Genomic DNA, 488 nt, shown 5'->3' on the forward strand with positions numbered 1-488 from the left:
GGGCTCTGACTTCTTGTAAGCACACGGTTTCAGGTTCTATTTCACTCCCCTTCCGGGGTGCTTTTCACCTTTCCCTCACGGTACTGCTTCACTATCGGTCACTAGGGAGTATTTAGCCTTACCAGATGGTCCTGGCAGATTCATACGGGGTTTCACGTGCCCCGCACTACTCGGGATCCGTCTCGGAGGGTTCACACTTTCGATTACAGGGCTTTTACCTTCTTTGGCGGGCCTTTCCAGACCTCTTCGTCTAATCTGAACCTTTGTAACTCCATGTGAGACGTCCCACAACCCCAAGGAGCAAGCTCCTTGGTTTAGGCTGTTCCGCGTTCGCTCGCCGCTACTGACGGAATCACTTTTGTTTTCTCTTCCTCAGGGTACTTAGATGTTTCAGTTCCCCTGGTCTGCCTCTTCGTATCCTATGAATTCAGATACGAGTGACTGGATATTAACCCAGCCGGGTTTCCCCATTCGGACACCCCCGGATC

General features: G+C 51.8%; 1 rRNA gene. It reads right to left on the reverse strand.

The annotated features are described in order from the left end of the window. Positions 1 to 488: ribosomal RNA gene (locus tag M0651_RS23940) — 23S ribosomal RNA — on the reverse strand; the annotation flags it as partial.

Source organism: Paenibacillus mellifer (assembly GCF_023195895.1).
Lineage (GTDB): Bacteria > Bacillota > Bacilli > Paenibacillales > Paenibacillaceae > Fontibacillus > Fontibacillus mellifer.